We start from the raw sequence: 23185 nt of genomic DNA on the forward strand, positions 1-23185 counted from the left end.
TGCCAACTTCAGTGCAACTTTTGCGTACGCAAAATCTGCCCTATAGCTAATTGCTCTTGGGAAACTGCTACTATGCCGAAATTCCTCTTGCTGAGCAGTGCATTGCTGCTTTTATTGCTGTGCAGGCCGCAGTCGGCTACTGCGTATTCAGTACTCACACACCAGGCCAACGTCGATTCGGCTTGGCGGCGGTGCTTGGTGCCCTTGCTGGCCAAGCGCTACCCCGGCGCTACCCCCGAGGAGTGGAAATCGGCCAAGGCCTACGCCTATGGCGGGTCCATTATTCAGGATATGGGCTACTACCCGTTCGGCTCTGAGCTGTTTACCAACCTGGCGCACTACGTCCGTAGCGGCGACTTCGTGCAAAACATGCTCAACGAAGCCCACGACCGAAACGAGTACGCTTTTGCTCTGGGTGCGCTGGCCCATTACGTGGCCGATATCAAAGGTCACTCCGAAGGCACCAACCGCGCCATGCCCTCGGTATATCCTAAGTTAGCGGCCGAGTTTGGCAACTACATCACCTACGAGCAGGCGCCCATTCAACACACACAGCTGGAGTTTGCCTTCGATGTGGTGCAGCTGGCTGCCGGCCGCTACCGCTCCGATAAATACCACGATTTTATTGGGTTTCAGGTAGATAAAGACCTGCTGGAACGGGCTTTTCAGAAAACCTACGGTCTGGAACTGGGCCAGATTGTGTTCAACGTGGATCTGAGCGTGAGTGCCTACCGTTTCTCCGTGATGCAGCTGATTCCGACAGCCTCGCGGGCGGCCTGGCACGCCGAGCGTAAGAACATCAAGAAGCTGGACAAGCGCGCCCGTCGTCGCGACTACGTGTACCACGTGAGTGAGCGTAAATACCGGCGCGAGTTTGGCACCGCCGATTTCGATAAACCGGGTTTTGGGGCTAAAGTCTTGTCGAAGGTCATTCAGGTGCTACCCAAAATTGGTCCGCTACGGCCGTTTGCCTTCAAGCTGCCTACCCCCGAAGCCCAGAAGCTTTTCAAGGAAAGCTTTCAGGAAGTGATGGAGGATTACTGCAAGGTGCTGGCCCGCACGAAAACCCTGGCCGCCGGAGAAGCCCCCGAACTCCCCAACTACGACTTCGACACCGGCCACGCCACCAAGCTAGGCGAGTACCCGCTGGCCGATGAAACCTACGGCGAGCTAATCCGGAAGCTACACGACAAGAAGTTTGAAGGCATGACCCCCGAATTGCGCCAAAGCATCCTGGCATTCTTCTCCAACACCCCACCCCAAAAGCCTGCCGACGACGACGAAAAGGAGAAAATCGAAAAGACCAAAGCTGCTTTGGCTGATCTGCGAGCGATGAAGTAGAGGGTATGGGGGTAGGAGGGTGTGAGGGTAGGAAGAGTATGGAGGTAAAGAGGTAATGTCATCCTGAGCTTGCGAAGGACCTTATCACGCAAGAACGAGTCGTTGCTACGTCTGTTGTTCTCACGTAATAAGATCCTTCGCAAGCTCAGGATGACACTACTTCTATATCTCAGCTTTCCTATGAACGAGTCGTTGTTACGTCTGTCGTTCTTGTGTGAGAAGGTCCTTCGCTGCGCTCAGGATGACATTACTTCTATATTTCCATACCCTTCCTACCCTCACACCCTATTGCTCCTGCACTAAGCCACTACTCAAACGGCGAAGAGCAGTTTCGGCTTGTTTGGCGTCGTAGCGTATGTCGAGGAGGCGTACTTCGGCGGCGAGCTGGGTATTTTGGGCCACGCGTAGGTCCAGGGGCGTGAGTAGGCCCAGGCGGTAGCGCTCCAGGGCAATGGCTACGTTTTGGCGGGCTAGTTTGATGTTGTCTTCCTCTAACTGTAACAACTGCAAGCGGTTCTGATAGCGCACAAAAGCCTGCTCCAACTCGGCGTCGAGCTGAAGTTGCGCCTGATCCAACTGGAGCTTGGTTTGCAACTCCGTCACGCGAGCGTTCTGCTCTAGGCGCGTACGGTTGAAACCGTCAAAAATTGGGATAGAGGCCTGCACGCCGTAGCTCGGCCCGTACACGCGGCTGACGTTGGAGCCCAGAAAGCTACCGTCGGGCGTGTTAATGAAGATGGCGTTGTTGATGTTGCGCGAAAGGCCATAACTGCCCGTGAGGGCTAGGGTAGGGTAGCGGCTGGCCCGAATCAGGCGACGCTCGTAGGTGGCTACGTCGGTATTCAGTCGGGCCTGTTGCAAGCGCGGGTTGCGCTGGCGCACGGCCTGAGCAATGGCATCGTGGTTGAGGCCGCGCGTTATCACAATAGAATCCGTGGGTTGAAAATCAACGTTGGGCGCCCGGCTGAGTAGATTGTTCAGGTTGATCTTAGATGTAGCCAGTAATTCCTGCTGCTGAATGAGCAAAGAGCGGTCGGCGTTGAAATCTACCTGCGCCGTGAGCAGATTCACCTTGGCCGTGAGGCCCACATCTACCTGCGCCTGGGTCAAATCAATACGCGCCTGCCCAATGTCCAGCGCCTCTTCCAGCGACTTGATCTTGCCCGATTCCCGCACCACAGCGTAGTAAGCGTCGGTGATGTCGGCAACGGTTTGCTCCACCGTGTTGCGCGTCACTTCGCGCTGAAACTGCTCTAGTGTGCGCAGGCGGTCCAGGGCAATGAACATCCCGAGGCCATCAAAAATCGTCCAGTTCAGGTTAGCGTTGGCGGCCAGCGCGTTGGCTTTGCCGCCGCGTACCACGCGTGGGTCGTTGTCGTTGAGCTGCTGGCGGGAGTTGTTGATGTTGAACGTGCGCAGGGCATTGCCGCTTACCACCGGCAGCTGGCCCGCATTGCCGCGCGTTACGTTGTTGCTGGCAATTTCCTCGTCGCGCCGCGATATCAAGATGCCGTAGTTGCTTTGCAAACCCATGCGTAGGGCTTCTTCCAGGGAAAGCGGCGGGGCGGGTACTACGGTAGCTGGTTTTGCAGTCTGCGGTTTGGCTTCCGGTTTGGGCAGTTGCTGCGCCACCGCTGCGCCAGTCAACAGGAAACAGGAGGTAAGGGAAAAGCAGAAACGGGTAACAGAAAACATGCGGGGCAGACTAGGCAAAAGGGAGGGAAAGAAGATCAGCAGCACGTCATTCCAAGTATTCTGAAAATCAAGCAGAATAGTCGAAATGACGTTTTTTAAACTCTTATCATGCACTACCAAATCTACGCCGGTTGCAACTCGCGCTGCTCCGTGGGAAGTGGCTGTTCTTCCGAAGTGTCGGCTCCTGAAACGGGCTTGTGCTTTTTCGCCGTGGCGAAGTAGGAGTACATCACCGGCACCACATACAGCGTGAGAATGGTAGCAAACAGCAAACCGCCTACTACCCCAATGCCCATGGCCCGACGGCTGAACGCGCCCGCGCCCGTAGCCACGGCAATGGGTAGGATACCCAGCACTGCGCAAAGCGATGTCATCAGAATAGGGCGGAAGCGGGCGGTAGCACCTTCAATAAGGCCCGTCATGTAGTCGAGGCCGTGCTCCACGCGCTGGTTGGCAAACTCCACAATCAAGATACCGTTTTTCGTGACCAGTCCTACCAGCATGATAATGCCGATCTGCGAGAACAGGTTGAGGGTCTGGTTGAAATACCACAAGCTCAGCAACGCGCCCGCCAACGCCAGCGGCACCGTAATCATAATAATACCGGGGTCGCGGAAGCTCTCAAACTGCGCGGCCAGAATCAGGTAAATCAGCACCAGCGCCAGCCCGAAGGCAAATAGCAGCGACGAGGAGCTTTCCTCAAAATCGCGGGAAGCGCCCGACAGAGCTGTACTGAAGGAGTCGTCCAGCGTTTTGTCGGCAATGCGGCGCATGGCGGCAATGCCGTCGCCCAGGGTTTGGTTGGGGCTGAGGGCCGCCGATATCGTGGCGGCATTGTAGCGGTTGAAACGGTAGAGCTGGGGCGGCGTGCTCTGCTCTTCCAGCCGAATTACGTTGTCGAGCTGGATGAGCTTGCCCTCGCGGTTTTTCACGTAGAGCGTGCGCACGTCCAGCGGCTGGTTGCGGTCTTCACGGGTCACCTGCCCAATAATCTGGTACTGCTTGCTGTCTTTGATGAAGTAGCCGTAGCGCGCTCCGCTAAGACCGGCCTGCAACGTCTGCGAAATATCCTGCACCGACACGCCCAGGCTCTGCGCCTTCTCGCGGTCAATAATTACGCGCAGTTCCGGCTTGCTGAACTTCAAATCCACATCTACGAAGCTGAAGGTAGGGTCCTGCCGGGCGGCTTCCAGAAACTTCGGAACAGCCCCGCGCAGTTTCTCAAAATCCTGAGTTTGCAGCACAAACCGCACCGGCAGGCCGCCGCCGCTGTTGCCAATACTTTGGTCCTGCGACACGGAGGTGCGGCCCAGTGTCAACTGCTTTACGCTGTTCGTCAGTTTATCCGCTAGCTGCTGCTGGGTCGCGGTCCGGTTCTCGGCGTTGATCAGCTGAATACGAGCGATGCCCGTGTTCACGACGCCCGCGCCGCCGCCACCGCCGGGGGCAGTCACCGTCAGTACGTTATCCAGGTTTTCGGCGCCCACCGAGTCCACAATGATTTTGGTGAGCTGATCCATATACGTGGTCATGTACTCAAACGACGCCCCTTCTGGCCCGGTGGCGTTGATGCTGATGCGGTTGCGGTCTTCAAGCGGCGCCAACTCGGAGGGTAGGGCACCCATAAAAAACCAGATGCCTACCCCCGTGCCTGCCACAATCAGCCAAGCCCAGTAGCGGTTGCGCAAAAAAGCTTCCAGGCTGTGGCGGTAGCCGGTGGTCAGGCGCTCAAAGAAAGGCTCCGTTTTGCGATAAAACCAGTTGTGACTTTCCTGCCGCTTCAAAATCTGCGAGCACATCATGGGCGTGAGTGTCAGCGACACAAAGGCTGATATCAGTACCGAGCCCGCTAGCACAATCCCAAACTCACGAAACAAGCGACCCGTGATGCCTTCCAGGAAAATAACGGGTAGGAACACCGCCGCCAGCACCACCGTGGTCGAAACCACGGCCATCAGAATCTCCTCCGAGCCCTTAATGGCAGCCTCCCGCGGCTCGTCGCCGGCCTCAATGCGGGAGTAGATATTCTCCAATACCACAATGGCATCGTCTACTACCAAGCTAATAGCCAATACGATAGCCAGTAGGGTGAGGACGTTGATAGAGAAATTCAGCAGGTACATGACGAAGAAAATGCCTACCAGCGACACCGGAATAGCTACTACCGGAATGATGGTAGAGCGCCAGTCGCGCAGGAACAGGAAAATCACCACGACCACCAGCACAAAGGCCTCAATAATGGTGTGCTCTACCTCGCCAATAGAAGCCCGGATAAAAACTGAGTTGTCGAAGCCAGTGCTCAGATTCAAGTCTTCGGGTAGGTCTTTTTTGTACTGCTCGATGCGCTTATTGAACTCGTTGGCAATTTCAATCTGGTTGGAGCCCGGCTGTGGCACGGCGTTGATGCCCACCATCGGGAAGCCGTTGCGTGCCAGCGACGACTGGTCGTTTTCGGGGTACAGCTCGGCCGTACCCACATCTGAAAGCCGCACCAACGCAGCCGGGTCGTTGCGCAGAATCAGGTTATTAAAATCTTTTACGGAGTAGAGGCGACCCATCGTGCGGAGCGTCAATTGGGTGGCTTCGCCCTGCACGGCACCACCGGGTAGCTCCACATTCTCGCGGCGCAAAGCGGCCTGCACATCTACCGGCGAAACGCCTAGCGCAGCCATCTTCACGGGGTCCAGCCACAGGCGCATAGAATATTTCCGCTCGCCCCACACCCGCACCTCACTCACGCCAGGAATAGTTTGCAGACGTTCGCGCAGCACGTTGTTGGCATAGTCGGTCAGCTCCAAGAGGCTCCGCTTGTTGCTGCTGAGGTACACCAGCACAATGGGTTGCGAGTCGGCGTTGGCCTTGCTCACGGTGGGCGGGTCTACGTCGTCGGGTAGGCGCCGCTGGGCCGCCGATACCTTGTCGCGCACGTCGTTGGCGGCGGCTTCCAGGTTGGCATCCAGGTCAAACTCCACACTGATTTGCGAGCGGCCGTCGCGGGAGGTAGACGTCAGGTTACGGATACCTGCAATACCGTTGATGCCCTCCTCCAGCGGTTCCGTAATCTGTGACTGAATCACGTCGGCCGACGCGCCGGTGTAAGTGGTCGATACCGAGATAAACGGCGGATCGACGCTCGGGTATTCCCGAATGCTGAGGTAGCGAAACCCAATGACGCCGAAAATCACGATGAGCAAGCTCATCACAATGGCTAAAACCGGGCGGTTGATGCTGGTGGAAGAAAGACTCATGGGTGGAGGAAAGTAGGAAGGACGAGAACTCCCCTCTTCAGCTGAGAAGGAGACGCTTTAGTGAAAGCCGAAGCGAAGGTGGTTGGCTCGTTGCTGATGTTGTTTATAAAGCAGTATTAACTATACAATTATCTGTTTGGCGCTTGTCTATGCGACGTAACAACGTCAGCAACGAGCCAACCACCCCAGTTGCGGCTTTAGCCGCAACATCTCCTCCTGAGCTGAGGAGGGGAGTGGTCGTTCTTATTTCTGCACGGCCACTTTATCGCCGGCTTTTATTTGCAGTATACCCGTCCGAATCAGCGAATCGCCTACGGCCAAGCCGTCGGTGATTTCGATGAGCTTGGTGGAGCGGTTTCCGATTTTCACTTTGCGCGACTCCGCTTTCCCGTTCTTCACAACATATACTGTGTAGCCACTAGCATCTGGGATAACGGCTTCGGTCGGAATCTGCAAGGCCTCTGTGGTAGCGCCTAGTTCCAGATTAACCTTCACGAAGGCACCGGGCCGCAGCTCGTCCTTTGTGTTGGGGTAAAGCGCCCGTACCTGCAAGGTGCGCGAAACAGGGTCAATTTGGGGATTGATGGCGTAAACTTTTGCCCGGTACTTTTGGGTAGTGCCTTCGTCGGTTACCACTACCGGGTCGCCTACCTTCACAGCGTTGGAAAAGCGGCTAGGCACGGCAAAATCAACCTTTACGGGTCGGATGCGGGAAAGCGTGGTAATCTGCGTACCAGGACTCACGTAGGTGCCCACGGTGGCAGTCGTCAGCCCCAGCACACCGCTGAAGGGTGCCCGCACGTAGGCTTTAGCCAAGGCAGCGCGTAGCGCTTGCTCATCGGCGCGGGCCGTGAGCAGCAAGTTGTTGGTCTGCTCATATTCCTGGGCGCTGATGTACTCTTTTTCCAGCAGCGTACGTTGGCGCTTTTCCTGGTCCTGGTAGAGCTTCAGGTTGAAAGCCTGCCGCTTCAAATTCGCCTGAATTTCATCGGCGTTGATGGTGAATAGCAGTTGGCCTTTCTTCACCGGCTGGCCTTCTTTGATGTTGAGGCTGGTAATCTTGCCCGAAATCTCGCTCTGAATCACTACCGACTCATCGGCCAGCACCGAGCCGGTGGCGGATACTATGTTGGAAAGGCTGGTGGCGGTTACCGGATATACCTGCACGGGAGTGCGGCTTGCCGTTTTACCACCCGCCGCTTTGCCGCCGCCTTTGCCACCCTTACCTCCGGCCTCAGGCGAAGGAAAATAGTGATACTTCACAAAAACCAGCGCACCTACAACAGCCAGGGCAATGATAATTCCTAGAATTCGACGACCGGGGCTGGTTGTCGAGGTGGTTTCTACTTCCTCTCGCTCCTGCGTTTGCATGTAATAAAGGCGTGATTACTAATACGTAAGCGTGACTGATGCCGGGCTGCAATCCATCACAACGACAGGTAAGGCATTAGAGTTTACGGAGAAAAGGTTTCCCTGACTTACCTGCCATTGCTAAGACACAAAAAAAGCCTGCGAGTTGCAGGCTTTATAAGCAAAAGGAGCGGTTTGCCTCGCTTTTCGGTGATGTACTTTGTTGCCTGCTCAGCTAATTTGGCGTCGTTATTTTCTCCGGCTCATATGCTAGTGCAGCGCTACGAAGGGCAGACTACCTGTCTGGCTCTTACCGATAGAATAGATACTGCCTCGTACTTTTACAGCCGATGAACGTCCCCAAAAATCCAACCGAAGCCCAGCGCAATTTCTTTCAGGACGTGCACGAAGTGGTGCGCCTAGTGCCGACCGGCCGCGTAACGACTTACGGCGCTATTGCCAACTACCTAGGTGCCCGCCACGGCGCGCGTATGGTAGGCTGGGCCATGATGGCCTCGCACACGGCTAGCCAGCCCGTGCCCGCGCATCGCGTTATCAACCGGCTGGGGCTGCTCACGGGGCGGCAGCATTTTGCTACCCCCACTGCCATGCAGGAAGCACTTGAGGCAGAAGGCGTGCAGGTGGTAGAAGACCAAGTGCAAAACTTCCGGGAGTTGTTTTGGGACCCGGCTACAGAGTTGGTATAGGTAAGGCTAAGGGTTACTTGGCCTGCTTTTTTGCGTCCTGCTCCTGCCGTAGCCGAATGCCTTTCACATTGAACTCGCCTACTTTATTGGTGACGGTGGTTAGAGGCGGCAGCGTAGGGTCGGTGGGTTGGCGGCTGCACTCCAGGTACACGGGGGCCGCATTGGTGGGTAGCACTGTCAGGCAATAATCGGCACCGCCACTCACGCATACATGCGCTTCGTGTTGCTTGGTGCTCCAAGGCACAACCAGGTAGGCTGCGCCGCTGAGCGACCCAACGGGTTGGTCGTTGATGCTCACCGTAACGGGCGTCTTGTCGCCCCCGGCGCGTCGGTAAATAATAAGCTGCGTAGTGTCGGATGGCACGCGAGCGGCCGCCGATGGGGTAGGGAAATCATCCATAATGCGGCCGGTACGCATATTCACCTTGAAATGCATGGGCTTGCCACTGGTAGCGGCTGCGGCAATACCGGCCCCAATAAGGCCACCCGCAAAAGCAGCGGTAGTCACTGCACCCGCATCGGCCGGCGAAAAACCGGTGAAGCCAAATCCAGCACCTTCGCGCTCCAATGGGAAAAACCGGCTGTTGTGCAGTACGTACAGGTGCTGCCCATCCGAGAAGCCCCATACGTTGCGCAGCGCTGTGCGCTGGCCGGTCTTCATATTCACTGTGTAGGGTAAGATTTCCGTAGTGCCCTTCCAGTTGGCCCCAGTGCGGGGTTTCCGCTCGACCACATACACGGTGGTAGTATCGGGCATGTTGTTGCGAAAAGCCAGGAAATCGGGGTAGATGCCTGCTTTTGGGGCAGTAGCGGTCAGGACGGGGTAGGTTTCTGCTTCGCCAACCTCCAACTCCTGCGGACGTTGTATTTGCTCCAGCGTAAGAGCCGGGCTAGCCGCCACCGCATCCCACTGCACAGTTGCCAACTGGTTCAAACTCTGCTGAAAGGCCTGTGTGATATTGTTAGCATGATGAGCGGTAACCTCCACGCCACTGCTTTCGATGGTTTCGGCAGTGCTTAGTGCCAGATGGTAGCCATCATCTAGCCGCAGCAGATACTCAAGAGCTACCTCGGCAAATGCCTTTTCGGAGAAAGCACCTGTGTGCTCGGATATAGCCAACTGCCGCACGCGCAGAAGCAAGAGGCGGTCGGTGGGGCGTTGGGGGAGCTGTTGAAGGAAGGTGGTCAGGTCGGCCTCTACGCCGTTGCGTAAGGCGGCCGTTGTGCGGGCGTTGGCCAGCCCACGCTGCACCCAGCCAATGCTGGCTTGCTGTGGCCGGGCGTCTATCACTTTCGCAATGTATGTGGTTCGCTCGGGTAGCGTAAGGGTATGACCGTTTAAGTCCACGAAATACGTTTGGGCCCTTGCCGAAAACGTACCTAGCAGGATTAAGAAAAAAATGAAGCCAGCTACGGAAAAGCGAAAACCGGAAAGAAATAAGCGGGTATAAAATTGTATTATAAGCACAACACCAAAGGAATGAAGCGGAAAATCAGATTGCGGTTATAAATTAAATAAGCAACTGGTAATAACCAAAACAGGGTGAAGTAGTTAGTAACGAACAACACCTGACCTGACTAGCTTTCCGAACCAGCATCTGCATGACCAAACAACGCATTGCCGTGGACATGGACGAGGTAATTGCCGACTCCATTGCCCGCTTCCAGGAGTGGTATCTCCGAGACTATAATATTGAACTGACCCTCGATCAGCTACAGGGCAAAAGCGCCTACCAGGCCGTAGCGCCGGAGCACCAGCCCATCATCCGCGACTACGTGAACCGGGAGGGTTTCTTCCGCGACCTGCCCATCATCAAAGACAGCCAGGAGGTGCTACGTGCCCTATCGGAGCGCTACGAGCTGTTTATTGCCACGGCGGCCATGGAGTTTCCCAACTGCTTCCGCGACAAGTACGACTGGCTGCAACAGCACTTCCCGTTTATTTCGTGGCCCAACTACGTTTTCTGCGGCGACAAAAGCATCCTCAACGCCGACTACCTCATCGACGACAACGCCTATAACTTCGAGCGTTTTCGGGGTGAGGGTATTCTATTCAACGCCCCGCACAACATCCACGAAACCGGCTACCGCCGCGTGCATAGCTGGCAAGAGATAGGGGAATTGCTGTTGTGAGGGTAAGGTAGAGAGAGGTAGGAGATAAAAAGCAGAACGTCATTCCTCGACAAGCTCGGAATGACGTTCTGCTATATGGTGCTTCTACAACTTCCTACCCTACACCGAGGCCAACTGGGCCTTGATGGCGCGGCGGTAGCAATCCTCATACAGCGGCACAATCTTGCCTACCTCAAACTCGGCGGCGCGGGCCAGGGCAGCGGCTTTGAAGCGGGGTAGGTTCTCGTCTTGCAGGATAAACAGCGCGTTCTTCACCATATCCTTTACGTCACCGATTTCGCTGACGGTGCCGGTCACGCCGTTGATGTTCAGCTCGGGAATGCCGCCGGCGTTGGTGCTCAACACGGGCACTTCGCAGGCCATGGCTTCTAACGCAGCTAGTCCGAAGCTTTCCTTTTCCGAGGGCATCAAAAACAAATCCGTCACGCTTAGGACTTCCTCCACGGCTTCGAGCTTGCCTAGGAAACGCACGTCTTGGTGGTGCTCCAGCTCCCGCACAATTTTCTCGATGCGCGGGCGGTCGGGGCCGTCGCCTACCAATAGCAGCTTGGCTGGAATTTGCTCACGCACGCCGGCAAAGATACTTACCACGTCCTCCACGCGCTTCACTGAGCGGAAGTTGGACGTGTGCGTTAGCATCCGCTCGCCGTTGGGCGCAATGGCCGCCCGGAAGTGCTCTTTGTTCTGCTTCTTGAAGCGCTCCAGGTTGATGAAGTTCGGAATCACTTCAATGTCCTTCTCGATGGCGAAATACTCGTAGGTCTCGCGCCGCAAATCGGCCGAAACGGCCGTCACGCCGTCGCTCTGGTTGATGCTGAACGTAACCACCGGCTCGTAGCTGGCATCTTTGCCTACTAGCGTAATATCGGTGCCATGCAGGGTAGTGACGACGGGCACCCGGATGCCGCGGGTGAGCAGAATTTGCTTAGCCATATAAGCCGCCGAAGCGTGCGGAATAGCGTAGTGCACGTGCAGCACGTCCAGGTTTTCGTTCTGCACAATGTCTACCATCTTGCTCGCCAGCGCTAGCTCGTAGGGCGGAAACTGAAACAGGGGGTAGGGTGGAATGTATACCTCGTGATAGAACAGGTTTTCGTTGAAAAAATCGAGGCGTACGGGCTGGCTGTAGGTGATGAAGTGCACCTTATGGCCCTTCAGGGCCAGGGCTTTGCCTAGTTCGGTGGCAACAACGCCGGAACCGCCGAAGGTGGGATAACAAACAATGCCGATGTTCATGAAAGTAGGGTGGGCAGAGGCGCAGAAAGTGCGCGGATGGTGGAAGGGGAGTCAGACGAATAGAAACCGGGTAACGCTGCAAGGTTGCAGACACAGCAAGCAAAACCGGCGGCCTACCACCTGAAACTAGGTGCCGGGCCGCCGGTGGCGGAGCTACTCAGAAGAAAATGCAATCAGCCAACAGCTCATGTCTTTTGCAGTGCTTTATAGATAACGTCGTGAATGCGTGTGCGAATGTTGTACTGCACCAGCTTGCGGTTGCTGGCGTCGGGGTACACGCGGTTAGAAAGAAAGATGTAGACGATTTTGTTTTCAGGATCAAGCCACACGCAGGTGCCCGTGAAGCCCGTGTGCCCAAACGTGCTGGCCGGCGACAGGTTGGAAGTCGGCCCCGATTCCTTCTCAGGCGTGCCTTTGTCCCAGCCCAGCGCCCGACGGTTGCCGGCCACGCCACTGGTGCGCACAAAGTCTGTGACTACCGGCGTGCGGAAGTAGCGTGCGCCGCCGTAGTTGCCGTTCTGTAAGTCCATCTGCATCAGAATGGCCAAGTCGTTGGCATTCGAAAACAAGCCCGCATGTCCCGCAATGCCACCCACCAACGCCGCCGATTGGTCGTGCACGTTGCCTTGCAATAGGCTGTGACGGTAGTAATTATCGTTTTCAGTGGGTGCGATGCACGATTTGGGGAAGCGGTTGAGCGGGTTGTATGTCATCGACCCCAACCCCAGCGGCTTGTAGAAGGTAGCGTCCAGAAAATCCTCGATGGGCTGCTTTAAAATCCGCTCGCACAAGTGCTTCATAATTATGAAGCTCAGGTCGCTGTACTCTACTGGGTACTTACCCTTCACCTTGGGCAGCAACGACGAGTTGATGGTCCAGGCCCATACCGAGTCGGCGGCTGTTTTCACGCTGTACAGCTCGGGCGTGACTTCGTTGGGAAACTGGGCCGTGCTGGTAGTAGCGTAGTAGGTAGGTTTGGGGCCGGCGCTGGTCACAGTCTTTTCCCAGGTAGCAATACCCGGTTTCAGGCCGGCCTGGTGCAGCAGCACGTCGCGCACCAGCATATCGCGCTTGTTGCTGTTGCGCAGCTCGGGTAGGTAGATGGAGAGCTTTGCATCAAGATCGAGCTTGCCCTGGTCTTTCAGGTACATCACTGCCTGCAAGGTGCCGGCTACCTTGGTCACGGAGGCCAGATCGTAGAGCGTGCTGTTGCTCACGGGGTGCTCCTTGTCGTAGGTGTAGTAACCGTAGCTTTTGTCGAACACCACAGCGCCATTCTTGGCTACCAGCACCTGGCAGCCGGGGGCGGCAGCGTAAGCCACCGTTTCGAGGGCAATGTTATCGATCTGAGCCAACACTTTCGAGTCGATGCCTTCGCTCTCGGGGGTAGCGTAGCGCAGGCGGCGCAAGTCGGGGGTAGGCAGCCCTACGCCAGCCTTCAGGGTAGGCGACACCGTAACGGGCAGCTGCCCCTTGGCCGGTAACGCCCCAAACAGCACCTGCGGTACCACTAGCTGCGAGGCGTAGTTGTCCTCGTAGCCGCATACCAGGGTGCGGGCGTCTTCCAGATACTTCAGGGAGTAGGCATTGCCCATGGCTACCACCACCACCTTCAGGCGCGGGTTGGCTTGCAGGCGCTTCAGGAAAGTAAGGGTGCCATCGCCCAGCCCATAATTGTGGGTGGGCGTGTTGTTCATGTTGTGTAGGCTCACCACCACCGTGTTGTAGGGCGTGAGGCGCGTAAGTATCCGTTCGAAAGTGGAATCAGGCGCGTAGCGGTTGCTGATGGCATACACCGGCCCCGGCTGGTACTTGTTCATTGTTTCACCAAACACGCTACCCGGCTTCGTGCCGATGGTGATGGTGGCAATGCGCAGCGTATCCAAGCGTTGCAAGGGCAGAAGGTCGTCCTGGTTTTTGGCTACCGTGGTGGCGTGTTCGTAGATCTGCTGCTGCACGGTGCGCGCCGCGGGGCGGTCCAGGTTCTGCATCAGGTTGGGCACGTCCACGGGCTGGTAGCGGTTGAGGCCGGCCCAGAACTTGGCCCGCAGAATCTTACGTATCCGCTGGTCGATGTCTTCCTGCTGAATCTTGCCCGTCGTTACGGCCTCCTTGATCTTTTGCAGGGCCACGGGCACGTCTTCCGAGAACAGCAGCACATCGTTGCCAGCCACCAGGGCCATGGCATCTACCTCGCCGGGCTTGTAGTAACTGGTCACGCCCTTCATGTTGAGCGCGTCCGTGAATACCAAGCCCTTATAATTCATTTTCTGCTTCAGCAGGCCCGTTACCAGGTTAGGCGAAAGGGTAGCCGAAAGCGTACGCACCGTATCAAACAGTGGCATGTAGAGGTGCCCTACCATCACGCCCATCACGCCCCGCTCAAAAGCCTTTTGAAAGGGGTAGAGGTCTACATTGGTGAGGCGGGCCATGTCGGTATTGATAACCGGCAGGGCCACGTGCGAGTCCGTATCCGTGTCGCCGTGGCCGGGGAAGTGTTTGGCCACAGCCATTACGCCGTGGTCCTGCAATCCGCTGATGTAGGCCAGACCTGCCCTGGCCACCCGGTCCTTGTCTTCCCCAAACGAACGGTTACCGATGACCGGATTCAGCGGATTCGAGTTCACGTCAATCACCGGCGAGAAGCTTACCTGTACGCCCAAGGTTTTGAGCATCAGAGCAATTTCGCGACCCATCTGGTACACGTACCGGTCGTCGTCCATGGCGCCCAGGGTCATTTCCTTGGCAAAGTGCATGGTCGAGTCGAGGCGCATATCCAGGCCCCACTCGGCGTCGAGGGCAATGAGCAGGGGTACTTTGGCTTCGGCCTGGTAGCGGTTGGTAAGGATGGCCTGCCGGCGCGGACCGCCCTGCAAAAACATCAGGCCGCCCACGTTGTAGTTTTTCACCAGGGCATCAATGCCCTGCACGTGGCGACGGTCCTTGTTGGAGTAGGCGGCTACCATAAACAGCTGACCCAGGCGCTGATCGGGGGTGAGCGAGGTGAACACGCTATCCACCCAATTTTGCTCGGCCAGGGAGGTAGGGGCGGCTTCGCGGGCCGTGCGCGGGGCAGCCGCTGAAATCATCAGACCAACAAGCGCCACGAAAACCAGCAGAAGTCGAATGCGAAAATCCTTGAGCATGGGCGCCGTGGGGTGCGTCTGAAACAGGCGTAAAGTTGAAACCGAGCGGAAATAGCTCTACTTTTGTCATCCATCTGGACCAGCCAAACAGGCTTTTTTCGGGCCAGTTGCGTGCTGCTCAAGCTGCTGCAAAAAGCCGCGGTAGTCCGCTAGGGTAACGAAAGTTGACTACAAACTTACGGATAATTTCGCCGTGCCGGTTGTGGTCAAGAGCATGCCCATCTTCTTTTTAACTCGCAAACTCTTCTTCCCGCCCCGCGGTTTCTGAGGAATGGCAGATATCATCCAGTTGCTTCCCGAATACCTGGCCAACCAGATTGCCGCCGGCGAGGTGGTGCAGCGTCCGGCCTCGGTGGTGAAGGAACTGCTCGAAAACGCCGTGGACGCTGGCGCCACGCAAGTGCAGCTCATCATCAAAGACGCCGGCAAACAGCTGGTGCAGGTAGTAGACAATGGCCTGGGGATGTCGCCCACCGATGCGCGCATGAGCCTGGAGCGACACGCTACCAGTAAGATACGCTCGACGGAAGACTTGTTCAAGATTCGGACGCTGGGCTTCCGGGGCGAGGCGCTGGCGAGTATTGCGGCCGTGTCGCAGCTGGAATTGCGCACCAAGCCGCGCCAGCAGGAAACCGGCACACTCTTGCTGGTGGAAGGCTCTAGCATCAGCAGCCAGCAGCCCGTGGCCTGCCCCGATGGAACCAGCATCAGCGTGAAGAACCTGTTTTTCAACGTGCCTGCGCGACGCAACTTCCTCAAAAGCAACGCCGTGGAGATGCGCCATATTCTGGATGAGTTTCAGCACGTGGCGCTAGCTAACCCGCAGATTGGGTTTTCTCTGCACCAAAACGAGCTGGAGGTGTTCAACCTGCCGGCGGGTAAGCTCAGCCAGCGCATTGTGGCGCTGCTGGGCAATGGCTACAAAGAGCAGTTGGCGCAGGTGGAGGAGGTTACGCCGTTTCTAGCCGTGCGCGGCTACATTGGTAAGCCGGCTTCGGCTAAGAAGAGTAGAGGCGACCAATTTTTCTTCGTTAACAACCGCTTTATCCGCTCGGCCTACCTCAACCACGCCGTGCTGGCCGCCTACGAGGGTCTGCTCCCCCGCGACACCCACCCGTTCTACGTGCTGTTTCTGGAGCTGGACCCCAAGGCCATTGACATCAACGTGCACCCCACCAAGACGGAAATCAAGTTTGAGGACGAAAAGACGGTCTACGCCATTGTGCGCTCGGCCGTGAAGCAGTCCTTGGGGATTCACAACATGGCGCCGTCGCTGGATTTTGAGGGCGACGTGAACTTCGCGCCCATCCAGCCCTTGCGCATGTCGCCGGCTACCCCCAGCACCGCTAACCGTTTCGACGACGCCCGCCGCCCCGATGCGCTAGCCGCTGCTGCTAGCGACGCCGCTAGTCAGGTGCGCCAGTCGACTTCCAAAACTGACAAAACAACCGACTACGAGCGGCCCCTACCCCCGCGCCCAACCGAGCAGGCCAAACGCGACTTGGAGGACTTTTATAAGTCGTTAGGCCAACTTTCGGCAGCCGATTTGGAGGGTGAGGCCCCTGTAGCACCCAAGCCCAGAGCGGGGGGTAGTGCAGCTTCTCCCGACATGGCTAATTTTCTGGCGGCTATGCCACCCAAAGCGCCGGCCCAGCCGCCCGTGGAGGCCAATCCCGAGCTGCCCCTGCGCGAAACCGCCAACGGCCCCGGCAACCGCGTGCTGCAAGTACACCAGCAGTATTTGCTGGTGCCCGTGAAATCGGGGGTGATGCTGATTGACCAAGTAGCGGCCCGCGAGCGGATTTTGTTTGAGCAGTATGCCCAAGCGTTGGAGCGCGAGGGCGGTGCGTCACAGACGCTGCTGTTTCCGCGCACCGTCACGTTTTCGCCTCAGGATTTTGCGGTGCTGCGTGAGGTGACCGATGCCCTACACGCACTAGGCTTTCGCTTCACGGAGTTCGGCAAGTTTACGGTGGCCGTGGAAGGCATTCCAGCCGATGTGCCCGCCCGCGACGAACAGGCGCTGCTGGAAGGTCTTATTGAGCAGTTCCGAACCCACGCCGGCCCCGTGAAGCTCGACCGGCGTGAGCAAGTAGCGCGCGCCCTAGCGCGCCGCGTAGCCAGCAGCGCCGCCACCGCCCGCCTTTCCGACCTGGAGATGAACGCCCTGGCCGACCGCCTCTTCGCCTGCCAGGTACCCGGCTACACACCCGATGGCCGCCGAACCCTGGTACTGCTAGAACTCAACCAGATTCAGGACTTTTTCCGTAAGCCGTAGGTCATGAATGAAACACGTTTGTCGTTATCTCAAATTCGCCTGTCATCCTGAGTGGAGCGAAGGACCTTATGCCCACAGAACGACTTGCGTAACAACGACTCGCTCTGCGGGCATAAGGTCCTTCGCTCCACTCAGGATGATAAATGCGTGTAAGATGACAGCATCTTCATTCAGCCTCTATCACTTCTCTACCTTCTTTAGATGTTCAACTTTACCCCGGCCGTCCGGAATATCCTGCTAATCAACGTACTGGTGTTTGTGGCGCAGCAGGTGCTCGGCGACCAGACAATTATGCTGGCGCTATTTCCGGTAGGCTCGCCCAATTATCAGCCGTGGCAGTTCCTGACCTACATGTTTATGCACGGCGGGTTCATGCACATTCTGTTCAACATGTTCGCGCTCATTAGCTTCGGGCCATTGTTGGAGATGCAGTGGGGTGCCAACCGCTTCCTGACGTTCTGGCTGATCTGTGGGGTAGGGGCCGGCGTGCTGTACTCCGGCGTGCGCTACTACGAGCTAGACAAGATGAATCAGGCGCGGATGGAATTCCGCCAAGATCCTAGCTCCGGCAACTACGCCGATTTCTTCCGCACCTACCTTCCCGAAGCAGAGGGCTACCGGGAAAACGCTCGTATTTTACAGGAAAGCCCTACCCCTGCCAATATTACGCAGGCCACCGAAAACGTAGATGGGATTTACAACCAGAGTTTTAACGTGCCCATGTTGGGCGCGTCGGGGGCGGTTTTTGGGATTTTGATGGCGTTTGCCTACTTGTTCCCGAATACTGAGTTGATGCTGTTGTTCATTCCGTTTCCAATAAAGGCCAAATACATGGTGTTCGGTTACGCAGCCTTCGAGCTAATCCAGGGCGTGTACCGCGTGCCGGGCGACACAGTGGCACACTTTGCCCACTTGGGCGGAATGTTGATAGGCTTCATTGTGTTGAAAATCTGGGAAAGAAGCCGCGGTCAGTTTTATTAACGCAAACGCAACAGCATAAGCTTTGGCCGACTTCGTACGTTTACCCAACGCTGCATACCTTACATGGCCACCGGCCGGGTTCGGCGCTTCTGCTTTTTCTTCTCTATGAGCATTTATAACGACATCCGGACTGCCTTCAACCGCCGCGACAACTCGCTGAATCAGTTGCTGCTGATCAACGTGCTGGTGTTTGTGGTCCTGCAATTGATTCGGGTAGTGATGTGGCTGAGCGGGCTGCCGTATTACAGCAGCGTTATCGAGCAGCTGGCCCTACCCTCCAACCTCTCGTGGCTGGCCTACCGCCCCTGGACGGTCCTGACCTATGCCTTTGTGCACGAGGGCTTTCTGCATATTCTGTTCAACCTGCTGAACCTGTACTGGTTCGGGTCACTGATTCGAGAATATTTGGGTGAGCGGAAGGTGACGAGCCTCTATATTTTGGGGGCACTAGCCGGCGCGGCGCTGTTTCTGCTTGGGTACAATGTCATTCCCAAACTTCAGCAGCTAGGGCCAACTATTGTGCTGGGTGCCTCGGGTGCCGTGGTAGCCATTGTAGTAGCCGCCGCCACGCTGCTACCCAACTACGAGTTCAACCTAATTCTAATTGGTCCGGTACGCATTAAATACATTGCGGCAGTGCTGGTGCTGATTGCCCTTTTTGGCCTCGACGGTGGCAATACTGGCGGCGAAATGGCGCACATTGGCGGGGCTATTTTAGGCTTTACCTTTATCAAACAGCTACAAGCGGGCCGCGACATGGGCCGCCCCATTCTCGCCATCGGCGACTGGGTAGGGGGCTTGTTTTCGGGCCGTCCTAGCTTGCGCGTGTCGCACCGCAACCGCGCCACGGTGCCGCCTACTGCTAAAGCCCGCAAAGGCCCGGCCCAGCCCGAAGCCGACGACATCGACTCCATCCTGGACAAGATTTCGCGCTCCGGCTACGAAAGCCTCTCGAAAGAAGAAAAGCAGAAGCTGTTTCGGGCCAGTCAGCAGTAAAGCGGATTGCAGATACAACAGTTGGGCCGACCAGAACACACGTAGAAACGTGCTTTGGTCGGCCCAAATGTTTGAATGGCGATACTGTGTCAGGCCTAGAGGCTATTTAAGCTAACTAATGAACTGTGTAGAGACGCATACTTGCGTCTCGTCGTCTGCGCCATCAGAGCGACCTTCGTTCAACGACGAGACGCAAGTATGCGTCTCTACACTGGCCTAGCACTCTTTTAGCTAATGCAAACAGCTTCTTAGAGCGCCGAGGCCCCGAGCATGGGGAACAGGCGCTGGTGCCAGTAGGGGTAAGTAGGCGTGGTATCGCTCACGGCGTCAAGGCGGGCTACCTGCTCCGGTGTGAGGTTCCAGCCCGTAGCGGCCAGGTTCTGGCGCAGCTGCTCCTCGTTGCGGGCCCCCACGACGAGGTTCACGACAGTGGGGCGCTGCAACAGCCAGTTGAGAGCGACCTGAGCCACGGTTTTTTCGGTTTCGGCTGCTACCTCGTCCAGCACGTCCACAATGGCAAACAGGCGCTCATCGGGCACCTGCGGACCTTGGCCGCCGCCCTGCGCCAGTCGGCTGCTCTCGGGCATGGGCTGACCGCGGCGAATTTTACCGCTCAGCAGCCCCGCTGACAACGGGCTCCACACAAGGGTTCCTACCCCTTGGTCGATGCCCAGTGGCATCAGCTCCCACTCAAACTCACGGTGGAGCAGCGAGTAGTACACCTGGTGCCCCACGTAGCGCGCCCACCCGTGCCGCTCCGATACGGACAAGGATTTCATCAAATGCCACCCCGAAAAGTTGGAGCAGGCAATGTAGCGCACCTTACCGCTTTGCACCAGCATATCGAGCGTGCGCAGGGTTTCGTCTACCGGCGTGTGGGCGTCGAAGCCGTGCATGTGGTAGATGTCGATGTAGTCTGTGCCCAGGCGGCGCAGCGAGTCCTCGCAGGCCCGCACCAAGTGCTGGCGTGAGGAGCCGTAATCCTGCGGGCCTTCGCCGGTTGGGAAGGTAGCCTTGGTGGAAATCAGCGTCTCGTGGCGGCGACCTTCCAGCGCCTTACCCAGAATTTCCTCTGCCACGCCCTGCGAGTACACGTTGGCCGTGTCGAACAGGTTGGCGCCGGCTTCCAGGCAAATATCAATAAGCTTCCGGGCTTCTTCTACCTGCGTATTGCCCCAGGACTTAAAGAACTCGGTGCTTCCTCCAAAGGTAGCCGTGCCAAAGCTCAAGACTGGAATGCGCAGGCCCGAAGCGCCCAACTGACGGTGTTCCATAAATGTGCAAGAATATAGGATGAGAAATACCGCATCTAGCGGCCGCCATTCAGGTGGCGTATCGCCCAGAACAACCAACCGGCTAGGCCGAAGTTTTGGTTGATGGCCTCAGCAACAAAAACAACGAGCCGCCCTGCATACGCAGAGCGGCCCGTTGTTGGGGTAGTGTGCCGAATACTGTTAGGCGTTAGCCTGGCTCATCTTATCCAGCGCGTCCATTACTTCTTTCACGTGGCCGCAGGAGGTTTCCAGCAAGGCTTTTTCCTCGTCGTTGAGTTGCAACTCAATCACCTTTTCAATGCCGTTTTTGCCGAGAATAACCGGCGCGCCCAGGTACACACCGTCGATGCCGTATTCGCCTTCCAGCTTGATGCAGACCGGAAATACGCGGCGCTGGTCGCGCACAATAGCTTCTACCATCTGAGCTGCCGCTGCGCCGGGCGCGTACCAGGCCGAAGTGCCCATAAGCTTCACCAGCTCGCCGCCGCCCTGGGCCGTGCGTTGCACAATGGCGTCTAGCTCCGCTTTGCCAATTAGTTCTGTAACGGGAATGCCGCCCACGGTGGTGTAGCGGGGTAGGGGTACCATCGTGTCGCCGTGGCCGCCCATCAGCACCGCCTGAATATCCTTCGGACTCACATTCAACGCTTCGGCCAGGAAAGCGCGGTAGCGGGCCGTGTCTAGGATGCCGGCCATGCCGAACACCTTCGTGCGGTCTTTGCCGGAGGTGAGGTGGGCCTGGTAGGTCATCACGTCGAGCGGGTTGCTCACGATGATGATGATGGCGTTGGGCGAGTATTTCACTACCTGCTCCGTCACCGATTTCACGATGCCGGCGTTGGTCGAAATCAGGTCGTCGCGGCTCATGCCGGGCTTGCGGGGTAGGCCGGAGGTAATTACCACCACGTCGGAGTCGGCGGTGCGCGAGTAGTCGCCGGTTACACCCACAGTGCGGGTATCGTAGCCAATAATGGGGGCTTTCTGCCAGATATCAAGCGCCTTGCCTTCAGCGAAGCCTTCCTTGATATCAACCAGTACTACTTCGTTGGCAATTTCGCGGGTGGCAAGTACATCGGCGCAGGTTGCGCCCACGTTGCCAGCCCCAACTACAGTAACTTTCATCAGTGAATACGTTGAGTGGGTAGGAAATGCGATACGCGTAAATGTAACCGAAAACCCCGAAGGCTGCGCAGCAACGACAGATATTGGCCGAAATCGTGTTGCGTTTCGGCAAGCGTCAGCAACGACGAGCGTGTACCACGCGCCCCTACATCCGCTGCACGGCTAGCACGCTTTGCGTTTCCTCCGTCACCTTGAACCGGTCGTCGGGCCGCAGGCCAATCACCCAAGCAATCTTGCCGTCGCCGGATATCAGCACACGTACGTCGTCTTTCAGGTTCAGCGGGATTTTCTGGTCAATCAGGAAATCTGAGAGCTTCTTTTTGCCCTTCATGCCGATGGGCATAAACCAGTCGCCCTCCTGCCAACGGCGCACCACAAGCGGAAACTTCAGCTTATCCGCATCCAGGGCTGCCTGGTTTTTGGCGCGGGGTAGGGCAAAATCCTCGGCCTCGTGCAGCACCAGCCGCAGGTGCAGCCCGTCGATTTTCAGCGTTTCCTGCCCGACGCTGATCTGGTGGGTGCCGAAGTTGCCGAGGTTGCGGCGCGTAATCACTAGTTGCTCGCGGTCCTTCACTAGGCGGTGGGTAGGCGAGTCGAATTGCCGGCCCGGCTCGGCGCCGAACGCCGCCACAATATCTTTCACCACGAGGTAGGAAAACCCAAACGGTCGCAGCAACTCGTGCAGCACCAGCGCCGTGGCCGCCGTTTTCCGCAGCGTGTCGATACGCAGGTAGGTTACCTCATTTTCGGTGTGCTGGGCTTCAGCGGCCGTGTCTTGCACGTAGCGACGCACAATTTCCTCGGCGCCGCCTACCCGCTCGGCGGTAATTTGCAAGGTTTGGTCGAGGTTGGGGTTGATATCGCGCAGCACCGGTAGCACCTCCTGGCGCAGGCGGTTGCGCTGGTACACGGGCGAGTCGTTGCTGGCGTCTTCGCGCCAGATCAGGCGGTTTTCTACCAGGTAGTCGAACAGCGCGGGTTTGTCGATGGGTAGGAGGGGGCGCACTACGTGGCCGCTCTTGGCCGGAATGCCATGTAAACCCGCCAGGCCCGTGCCGTGCGTGAGGTTGAGCAGCATGGTTTCGGCGGCGTCGCGCTGGTGATGAGCCGTGGCGATGCAGGCGTATCCCTCGCGCTGCCGCACCTGCTCAAACCATGCGTAACGCAGGGCGCGGGCGGCCATCTGCGTCGAAATGCCTTCCTGCTGGGCAAAGGCTTTGGTCTGGAAGAATTCTGCGAAGTAGGGCGCTTCGTACTGCTTGGCCAGCTTGCGCACAAACTGCTCGTCGGCGTCGGCCTCGTCGCCGCGCAGGCCGAAGTGGCAGTGCGCCACGGCCAGCGGCACGCCCAGGCGGTGCAGCACATCTAGCAGCACCACCGAGTCCTGCCCACCGCTCACGGCTACGAGCAAGGTATCGGTGGTAGGGGAGAAGAGGTCGTTATCGAGAATAAATTGGCGAATCTGGTCGAGCATGAGGTAGGATGTAGGGGCGTCATGACATCTTATAAGTCTGTCATCCTGAGCGGAGCGAAGGACCTTATCACGTCGAACGATAATCGTTGTTATGACTCGTTCGACGTGATAAGGTCCTTCGCTCCGCTCAGGATGACAGATGGAGCAGCATGACGTTCTAATAGGAACAACAAAAAAGCACTATTCTGCAAAGATGACCGTTAG

The 23185-nt window shown here is 57.3% G+C and carries 15 protein-coding genes; 6 read left to right on the forward strand and 9 right to left on the reverse strand.

What is annotated here, in order from left to right; translation table 11 throughout:
- The first annotated feature begins 72 nt into the window (after nucleotides 1-72).
- Nucleotides 73-1341 (forward strand): zinc dependent phospholipase C family protein, encoded by a 1269-nt coding sequence (locus J4D97_RS17860; RefSeq protein WP_208308764.1) that lies wholly within the window; start codon nucleotides 73-75, stop codon nucleotides 1339-1341.
- Nucleotides 1342-1626: 285 nt separating this feature from the next.
- On the opposite strand, the gene J4D97_RS17865 is transcribed toward J4D97_RS17860, so the two are convergent.
- The 3 genes from J4D97_RS17865 to J4D97_RS17875 all read right to left on the reverse strand — a co-directional run bounded on the left by J4D97_RS17865 (nucleotide 1627) and on the right by J4D97_RS17875 (nucleotide 7655).
- Complete coding sequence (locus J4D97_RS17865; protein WP_208308765.1) at nucleotides 1627-3036, reverse strand: TolC family protein; 1410 nt, start codon at nucleotides 3034-3036, stop codon at nucleotides 1627-1629.
- Between the two features lie 122 nt (nucleotides 3037-3158).
- Complete coding sequence (locus J4D97_RS17870) at nucleotides 3159-6284, reverse strand: efflux RND transporter permease subunit (RefSeq protein ID WP_208308766.1); 3126 nt, start codon at nucleotides 6282-6284, stop codon at nucleotides 3159-3161.
- Nucleotides 6285-6527: 243 nt separating this feature from the next.
- Nucleotides 6528-7655, reverse strand: coding sequence for an efflux RND transporter periplasmic adaptor subunit (locus tag J4D97_RS17875; RefSeq protein ID WP_185282762.1), 1128 nt, complete (start codon nucleotides 7653-7655; stop codon nucleotides 6528-6530).
- A 329-nt stretch (nucleotides 7656-7984) separates the two neighbouring features.
- Here J4D97_RS17875 and J4D97_RS17880 point away from each other — a divergent pair, with 329 nt between their 5' ends.
- Entirely contained in the window at nucleotides 7985-8341 is a 357-nt protein-coding gene (locus tag J4D97_RS17880) for an MGMT family protein (RefSeq protein WP_208308767.1), read from the forward strand.
- Between the two features lie 13 nt (nucleotides 8342-8354).
- On the opposite strand, the gene J4D97_RS17885 is transcribed toward J4D97_RS17880, so the two are convergent.
- Nucleotides 8355-9689, reverse strand: coding sequence for a hypothetical protein (locus tag J4D97_RS17885; RefSeq protein WP_208308768.1), 1335 nt, complete (start codon nucleotides 9687-9689; stop codon nucleotides 8355-8357).
- A gap of 254 nt (nucleotides 9690-9943) precedes the next feature.
- On the opposite strand from J4D97_RS17885, the gene J4D97_RS17890 reads away from it, so the two are divergent.
- A complete protein-coding gene (locus J4D97_RS17890; RefSeq protein WP_185282765.1) occupies nucleotides 9944-10474 on the forward strand; it encodes a 5' nucleotidase, NT5C type in 531 nt (176 codons plus the stop codon).
- Nucleotides 10475-10573: 99 nt separating this feature from the next.
- Here the strand turns inward: J4D97_RS17890 and bshA are convergent, their stop codons facing one another.
- Together bshA and J4D97_RS17900 are read right to left on the reverse strand one after the other, a co-directional pair.
- The gene (gene bshA, locus J4D97_RS17895) at nucleotides 10574-11710 is read right to left on the reverse strand and encodes an N-acetyl-alpha-D-glucosaminyl L-malate synthase BshA (protein WP_185282766.1); all 1137 of its coding nucleotides are present in this window, start codon (nucleotides 11708-11710) and stop codon (nucleotides 10574-10576) included.
- A 185-nt stretch (nucleotides 11711-11895) separates the two neighbouring features.
- Nucleotides 11896-14856, reverse strand: coding sequence for a glycoside hydrolase family 3 N-terminal domain-containing protein (locus J4D97_RS17900; RefSeq protein WP_208308769.1), 2961 nt, complete (start codon nucleotides 14854-14856; stop codon nucleotides 11896-11898).
- Between the two features lie 271 nt (nucleotides 14857-15127).
- Between J4D97_RS17900 and mutL the strand changes: the two genes are divergently transcribed.
- The 3 genes from mutL (at nucleotide 15128) to J4D97_RS17915 (ending at nucleotide 19111) form a co-directional block, all read left to right on the forward strand.
- Nucleotides 15128-17134, forward strand: coding sequence for a DNA mismatch repair endonuclease MutL (mutL, locus tag J4D97_RS17905; RefSeq protein WP_208308770.1), 2007 nt, complete (start codon nucleotides 15128-15130; stop codon nucleotides 17132-17134).
- Nucleotides 17135-17335: 201 nt separating this feature from the next.
- On the forward strand, nucleotides 17336-18115 hold the full coding sequence (locus J4D97_RS17910; RefSeq protein WP_208308771.1) for a rhomboid family intramembrane serine protease: 780 nt from the start codon (nucleotides 17336-17338) through the stop codon (nucleotides 18113-18115).
- 105 nt (nucleotides 18116-18220) lie between these two features.
- Nucleotides 18221-19111 (forward strand): rhomboid family intramembrane serine protease, encoded by an 891-nt coding sequence (locus J4D97_RS17915; RefSeq protein ID WP_185282770.1) that lies wholly within the window; start codon nucleotides 18221-18223, stop codon nucleotides 19109-19111.
- Between the two features lie 248 nt (nucleotides 19112-19359).
- Here the strand turns inward: J4D97_RS17915 and J4D97_RS17920 are convergent, their stop codons facing one another.
- From J4D97_RS17920 to tilS, 3 genes are all read right to left on the reverse strand, one after another.
- The gene (locus tag J4D97_RS17920) at nucleotides 19360-20385 is read right to left on the reverse strand and encodes an aldo/keto reductase (RefSeq protein WP_208308772.1); all 1026 of its coding nucleotides are present in this window, start codon (nucleotides 20383-20385) and stop codon (nucleotides 19360-19362) included.
- Nucleotides 20386-20565: 180 nt separating this feature from the next.
- The gene (mdh, locus tag J4D97_RS17925; protein WP_208308773.1) at nucleotides 20566-21507 is read right to left on the reverse strand and encodes a malate dehydrogenase; all 942 of its coding nucleotides are present in this window, start codon (nucleotides 21505-21507) and stop codon (nucleotides 20566-20568) included.
- Nucleotides 21508-21652: 145 nt separating this feature from the next.
- On the reverse strand, nucleotides 21653-22981 hold the full coding sequence (gene tilS / locus J4D97_RS17930) for a tRNA lysidine(34) synthetase TilS (RefSeq protein WP_208308774.1): 1329 nt from the start codon (nucleotides 22979-22981) through the stop codon (nucleotides 21653-21655).
- Between the last annotated feature and the right edge of the window lie 204 nt (nucleotides 22982-23185).

Source organism: Hymenobacter defluvii (assembly GCF_017589435.1).
Lineage (GTDB): Bacteria > Bacteroidota > Bacteroidia > Cytophagales > Hymenobacteraceae > Hymenobacter > Hymenobacter profundi.

Bases quoted from the DNA above. Each gene is read 5' to 3' on its own strand.
- J4D97_RS17860 (WP_208308764.1), top strand. From the start codon at position 73: ATGCCGAAATTCCTCTTGCTGAGCAGTGCATTGCTGCTTTTATTGCTG.
- J4D97_RS17865 (WP_208308765.1), bottom strand. From the start codon at position 3,036: ATGTTTTCTGTTACCCGTTTCTGCTTTTCCCTTACCTCCTGTTTCCTG.
- J4D97_RS17870 (WP_208308766.1), bottom strand. From the start codon at position 6,284: ATGAGTCTTTCTTCCACCAGCATCAACCGCCCGGTTTTAGCCATTGTG.
- J4D97_RS17875 (WP_185282762.1), bottom strand. From the start codon at position 7,655: ATGCAAACGCAGGAGCGAGAGGAAGTAGAAACCACCTCGACAACCAGC.
- J4D97_RS17880 (WP_208308767.1), top strand. From the start codon at position 7,985: ATGAACGTCCCCAAAAATCCAACCGAAGCCCAGCGCAATTTCTTTCAG.
- J4D97_RS17890 (WP_185282765.1), top strand. From the start codon at position 9,944: ATGACCAAACAACGCATTGCCGTGGACATGGACGAGGTAATTGCCGAC.
- bshA (WP_185282766.1), bottom strand. From the start codon at position 11,710: ATGAACATCGGCATTGTTTGTTATCCCACCTTCGGCGGTTCCGGCGTT.
- J4D97_RS17900 (WP_208308769.1), bottom strand. From the start codon at position 14,856: ATGCTCAAGGATTTTCGCATTCGACTTCTGCTGGTTTTCGTGGCGCTT.
- mutL (WP_208308770.1), top strand. From the start codon at position 15,128: ATGGCAGATATCATCCAGTTGCTTCCCGAATACCTGGCCAACCAGATT.
- J4D97_RS17910 (WP_208308771.1), top strand. From the start codon at position 17,336: ATGTTCAACTTTACCCCGGCCGTCCGGAATATCCTGCTAATCAACGTA.
- J4D97_RS17915 (WP_185282770.1), top strand. From the start codon at position 18,221: ATGAGCATTTATAACGACATCCGGACTGCCTTCAACCGCCGCGACAAC.
- J4D97_RS17920 (WP_208308772.1), bottom strand. From the start codon at position 20,385: ATGGAACACCGTCAGTTGGGCGCTTCGGGCCTGCGCATTCCAGTCTTG.
- mdh (WP_208308773.1), bottom strand. From the start codon at position 21,507: ATGAAAGTTACTGTAGTTGGGGCTGGCAACGTGGGCGCAACCTGCGCC.
- tilS (WP_208308774.1), bottom strand. From the start codon at position 22,981: ATGCTCGACCAGATTCGCCAATTTATTCTCGATAACGACCTCTTCTCC.